Source organism: Sphaerisporangium sp. B11E5 (assembly GCF_039871875.1).
In the GTDB taxonomy this organism is placed as follows: domain Bacteria; phylum Actinomycetota; class Actinomycetes; order Streptosporangiales; family Streptosporangiaceae; genus Sphaerisporangium.
This window is the reverse complement of sequence record NZ_JBDPMD010000095.1, coordinates 1-5,625: the sequence shown is the minus strand read 5'-3', so window position 1 is coordinate 5,625 and position 5,625 is coordinate 1. Positions and strand designations below refer to the sequence as shown.

3 protein-coding genes are annotated in these 5,625 nt (G+C 74.0%); 1 reads left to right on the top strand and 2 read right to left on the bottom strand.

All coding sequences use genetic code 11. The features are described from left to right. The first annotated feature begins 278 nt into the window (after positions 1-278). On the top strand, positions 279-674 hold the full coding sequence (locus tag ABGB17_RS38580) for a response regulator (protein ID WP_347639319.1): 396 nt from the start codon (positions 279-281) through the stop codon (positions 672-674). A 129-nt stretch (positions 675-803) separates the two neighbouring features. Here ABGB17_RS38580 and ABGB17_RS38575 read toward each other — a convergent pair whose 3' ends face one another. Together ABGB17_RS38575 and ABGB17_RS38570 are read right to left on the bottom strand one after the other, a co-directional pair. Further along, positions 804-3,680, bottom strand: a complete 2,877-nt coding sequence (locus tag ABGB17_RS38575; protein WP_347639317.1) for an AAA family ATPase — start codon at positions 3,678-3,680, stop codon at positions 804-806. A gap of 62 nt (positions 3,681-3,742) precedes the next feature. Beyond that, positions 3,743-5,353 (bottom strand): phosphodiester glycosidase family protein, encoded by a 1,611-nt coding sequence (locus ABGB17_RS38570; RefSeq protein ID WP_347639315.1) that lies wholly within the window; start codon positions 5,351-5,353, stop codon positions 3,743-3,745. Positions 5,354-5,625: the final 272 nt, after the last annotated feature.

The following is a 5,625-nucleotide window of genomic DNA, read 5'->3' as shown; positions in this document are numbered from 1 at the left end:
GGCGCCGTCGCCGGGGCCCGCCGGCCCGACAGACGCCCTGGTGGAAGAAGGCGGCCCAGGAGAAGGGGTGGGCGGCGGCAGGGCGGCCCGGGAGGCGCAGCATCGCGCGCGGGGCGGCGCGCAGGGCTGCCGCGCCGGAGGCGGGGGCGAGGTGGGCGTGGATTCGCGGGGTGAGCTGGGGGGATGGCGAGGGCCGGGGTGGGGGTGTGGATAACTTTGGGGTGGGGAGTTGGTGGAAAGGTGCGCGGGGGGCGGGTTGAGGGGTTAGCCTCGCGCCCGTGGAAGACGTTCTGGGGCGGGTGCTGGTGGTGGATGACGATGAGGTCATCCGGCAGCTCATCGCGGTCAATCTCACGCTTGAGGGGTTTCACGTGGAGACCGCTAGTGATGGGCAGGACTGTCTTGATCGGGTGGGTGAGGTGCGGCCGGACGTGATCACGTTGGATGTGATGATGCCGCGGCTGGACGGGTGGATGACGGCCACGCGGCTGCGGGCGGCGGAGAGCACGCGGCATATCAAGATCATGATGATCACGGCGCGGGCGCAGGAGGACGACAAGAAGCGCGGGCTTGGGATCGGGGTGGATGCCTATCTCACCAAGCCGTTCGATCCCGCGGAGTTGATCCAGGCGGTGCGGGATCTGGCGCCGGCGTCCCGCACGGGCGGCGGCTGAGCCGGAGGGGGCGAAGGGCCGGTCGGCGCCGGAGGAGAGCGAAGGGCCGGTCGGCGTCGGTGGGTGAGGGGGCGGTCGGCGAAGGGGTGCGTCGGCGTGCTGGATGTGCTCAGGGGTGTGTCGGGAGGGTCACGGCTCGCGGCGGTGGTGGTGGGCCGCGGCTTGGGTCCTGGAGGTGACGCCTAGTTTGGCCAGGATGTTGGAGACGTGGACGCTTACTGTCTTGTTGGCGATGAAGAGGCGTTCGGCGATCTCGCGGTTGGACAGGCCTTCGGCCACCAGGGACAGGACTTCCTGTTCGCGGGTGGTCAGGGTGGTCAGCGGGTCGGCGGGGGCCGGCGAGGTGGGGGGCGGGGCCGGGGTGAAGCGGGCACGGCGGCCCAGGGCTTCCAGGGCGCGGTGCAGGGGGAGGGCGCCCAGGGATTCGGCTTCGGTCATGGCGGTGCGCCATTCGGTCAGGGCCTCTTCGCGTTCGCCGGCGGCCAGCAGGGCCTCGGTGAGGCGCCAGCGGGAGCGGGCCACCTCGTAGGTGAAGCCGAACTGGAAGGCCCGGAGGACGGGACGCCAGGTGTCGGGGGTGGCGGTGCCGTGGACGCGGTGCCATTCGGCTTCCGCTCTCGCCAGCCACGCCATGCCTTCCAGACCCAGTTCGCCGCGTTTGCCGGAGCCGGGGCCGACGGTGGCGGCGTCGCGGGCGCGGGACAGGAGGTCGTCGGCCCAGGTCCGCAGGTCGGCGGGGTGGGACGGGGTGCCTGGACGTGAGGGGTGGGTGGTCAGCTCGGCCAGGGCCCAGAGACCGGTGGCGCAGATCCTGATCACTACGGGGTCGAAGGGTTCCACCATGTCGAGGATGGCTTTGATGTGGTCCAGGGCGGTGTGGGGGTCGTCGTTCCAGAGGGCGTGTTCGGCGGAGAGGCCGCGGACGATGTAGGTGACCAGCTCGTCGTGCCAGAAAGGCTTCAGCCAGGCCAGGCGTTCCTCCACCACGGCGTCGCCGCGGGCCACCTCCACGAAGAGTGCGAAGCCGGAGAGGCGGGCCTCGGGGATCCTGCCCACGCGGACGGCGAAACCGGCGGCCAGGGTGGAGGCTTCCTGCCACTCGCCGGCCACGTAGTGGATGAGGAGGCGGAGGAAGCGCAGGTCCGTGCCGTAGGTGCTCCAGGAGAGGCCGGTTTCGCGTGCCAGGGTGACGCCGGTGTCGGCGGTCCGGGCGGCGGGGACCAGGGCGCCGCGTTCGTACTGGACGCGGGCGTGGTGGAAGATGGCGCGCAGGTCGATGGAGAGGTTGCCGGAGCGGATGGCGCCTGCTTCGGCCAGGAGCTCCTGGGCGCACGCGGCGTCTCCCTCGATCTCGTGCACCATGGCCAGGGAGATGAGGGCGCTGGACTCGGCGTCGCGCACCTCGGCCGACCGGGCCGCTTCGAGCGCTTGGCGGGCCAGTTCCTTCACGTCGTCGTGCTGGGGGGACCACAGCAGGGCGCGGGCGTAGGTGGCGAGGGAGCGGGCGAGCACGCACGCGTCGTGGGCGTTGTCGGTGGAACCGGACGTGGCCAGGGTGACGGCGGTCCGGGCGGCCTCGATGGCGGCGGGGCCGGAGTCGGAGTCGATGAGGTAGTACGCGAGGCGTTCCCAGGCTTCGGCGGTCGGGCCCTCGGTGGCGAGCAGTTCGCGCATCTGGCTGACGGCGCGGTGCGGGTCGCCGCTCTCGTCGGCCGCGGCGGCGGACAGCAGGGCGAGGCGCATGCGGGCGATGCCGGCGACGCTCTCGGCGTGCTGCACCCGGGGCCACAGCGCCAGGGCCTGGTCGTAGTGGCGGTGCGCCTCGGTGGGGGCTCCGATGCTCTCGGCGCGCTTGCCCGCCTGGACGGACGCGGCGAGCGCCCCGGGCAGGTCGTGGCCCGCCAGGTAGTGGTACGCCAGCTCGGCGGGCGAGTCGCCGAGCAGCCGGGTGAACTCGCCGTGCAGCCGGGTGCGCTCGCCGGGCAGCAGGTCGGTGTAGACGGCCTCGCGCAGCAGGGCGTGGCGGAACGCGTAGCCGTAGTCGCCGTCCGGGAGCAGCAGGCCGCGGGAGACGATCTCGCGCATGGCCGCCTCCAGCTCGGCGTCGTCCAGCCCGGACACCCGTTGCAGCAGGTCGTGGTCGATGCGCCGGCCCGCCACGGCCGCGGCGCGCAGCACCCGCTGGGCGGGGTCGCCGAGGCGCTCGACCCTCGCGAGCAGCAGGTTGGCGAGGCCGTACGGCAGGCCGTCGGCGTCCAGCAGTTCCTCGGCGTAGAAGGGGTTGCCCTCGGCCCGCTCGACGATCTGGCGGATCAGCCGGGCGTCCGCGCCGCCAAGAGCCACGAGGTGGTCGGACATGTCGCCGTCGTCCAGCGGCCCCAGCTCCACGACGCTCACGGACGGCAGCCGCCCGAGCTCGGCGAGCAGCGGCCGCAGCGGGTGGCGCCGGTGCAGGTCGTCGGTGCGGTACGTGCCCACCAGGCAGACCCGCTCGCGCTGGAGCATGCGGCTGAGGAACACCAGCAGGTCGCGGGTGGACCGGTCCGCCCAGTGCAGGTCCTCCAGCACGAACAGCACCGGCCTGCTCTCGGACAGCTCCGCCAGGAACGCCAGCGTGGACCCGAACAGCCGCTGCTGCGTGAGCCCGGCCCCCGCCTCCCCGCCGGCGTCGGACCAGGTGCCGCCGACCAGGCCGTCCAGCATGGGCCGCCCCGCGATCAGCGGCCCGATGTCGTCGTCGCGCGCCGCCCCTCTCAGCGCGTCCGCCAGCGGCAGGTACGGCAGCGTGTCGCCGAGCTCGGCGCACTGCCCCGTGAGCACGGCGAACCCGAGCTCTCCGGCCCGCTCCACCAGCTCCCCCACCAGGCGTGTCTTGCCGATGCCCGCGTCGCCCCCGACGACGGCCACCCCGGGACGGCCCATCGCGGCGTCGCCGAGCACTTCGACCAGGCGCGCGAGCTCGTCCGCCCGCCCGATGAGCGCACCGCCCGACTGCCGCCACGTCACGTCCGGGAGTATTTCACGCCTCTACGACAGGTCCGCGGCGGCCGCCGGGCGGCTGAGCCGACCTAGTGCCCGGGGAGCACCTGGATGGTGTCGCCCACGGCCCGCTCCCCCGCCGCGTCGGACGGGCGGTTGACCAACGTGCCCTGGACGACCATGGCGCTGGAGCCGCCGCCGTCCAGGTTGAGCGCCTGCTCCGCGCCGAGGGAGCGCATGAACGCCGCGCCCTCCGCCAGGGTGAAGCCCTCGCTGCCGCCGGAGAGGCGGCCGTCCACGGTGACCAGCAGCAGGCGGCCCTGCCGGTCGATGCCGGCCATCGTGCGGGGCTGGCGGACGTTCGACCACGCGTAGCCGAAGGACAGGTCCAGCGGGTCGAGGGTGCCCTCGGTGGCGGCGTCGATGTGGACGCGGCCGTCCTCGACGAGGGTCGGGGCGGCGCTCACGATGCTGTCGTCCGGGCCCAGCTCGACCTTCCGTCCGCGGGTGTCGCGCACGACCTTCTTGACGGACACCTTGGCGCCGGGCACGGCGTGCTCGGTGAGCCAGCCGGACGCCGCGCCGATGCCCTGGAGCACGGTCTGGCCGGGAGTGACGGTGCCGCCGCGCGGGCCCGCCGACAGGACGCGGCCGCGGGAGTCCAGCACCGCCTGGGCACCGGGGCCGGCGGGCAGCTCGCGGACGTACTGGCCGGTGAAGGCCACCATGTCGTCGGCCAGGGTGCAGGTGACGTCGTGGCGCGGCTCGGAGGTGGGCACACCGCCGGGACGGCCGCAGTTGCGCACCAGGCCGGGGGTGCGGTTGACGCCCCCGACGTCGAAGGTGGCGTGGCCGACGCGCGCGGTGACGGTGGTGGTGAGGTCGGCGATCCGGTTGCGGCGGCCGCCGTCCTCGATGATCAGCGCCGCGCGGGCGCCCACCGCCATCGAGGCCAGTTCGCCGTCGTAGGCGGCGACGCCCGCGACGTTGCCCTGCACGCCGTCGGTGCTGGAGGTGAGGAAGAAGCCGCCGTTGACGCCTACCAGCGAGCCGAGCTTGGCGGCCACGGAGGAGGTGGTCTCCCGCTGTGCGACGTTGCCGTCGTGGGTGGCCTCGACGGTGCCGCGGAACCGGCGCGGGTCGATGACGGCGACGTTGATGTTCTCGCGGTCGGCCGGCTGGTCGGCGTCGTACCCGGTCCAGTCGACGGCGGTGCGGAAGCCCGCCGCGGTGACCTTGGACGCCGCGCCGCTCGCCTCGGCCTGCGTGGCGAAGGAGCCGATACGGACGCGCACCCCCATCAGGCCGCGCGGGGTGTCGGCGTACCCGGGCCACGTGATCGGGGTGACCCGCGGCTCGAAGCCGGCGGCGCGCAGCTTGCCCTCGGTCTCAGCGGCCCAGGCCTGCGTGCCGACCGGGGCCCAGGTGGGGGCGCCGGTGAGCCGGTTGGTGGCGGGGGCGTGGACGGTCACCGTCCAGGTGTGGACCGAGGCCGGGTTGGTGACGGTGCCGGTGCGCACCTCGACGCCGGGGGCGACGGTGCGCGACGTCCACTGCTCCACCGGCCGTACGACCGTGGGGGCGGAGGCGACCGGCGTGCTCGCCGCCGCGGTGCCGGCGAGCGACACCGGGACCGCGATGGCGAGCGCGGCGGCCGCGAAGAGACCGAGCCGCGTGCCGCGGGCCGTGCGGTTGTTCATCAATCATCCTTCAGTCCGATGGCACGCCGGAGATGTCCACGAACGGGTGGTCTCCGACGCGAATGACCAAGCCGGAAGTCCAGCGCCCGGAAGCGAACGCACGGCCGGGCACGAGGATGCGGGGGTGGTCGGCCAGGTGAACGATCGGTGCCGTACCTGGAGCCGGCCCCTGGGGCGGGGAGCCAGGCGGGGCACTGAGAGCCGGGAGCCGGTCCCCGGCGCGGCGAGCCGGGCGGGGGCGGGGAGCCAGGCGGGGGCGGGGAGCCGGGGGG

What these genes read in the sequence shown, in the direction of transcription:
- ABGB17_RS38570 (WP_347639315.1), bottom strand. Translation starts at nt 5,353, where the DNA reads ATGAACAACCGCACGGCCCGCGGCACGCGGCTCGGTCTCTTCGCGGCC.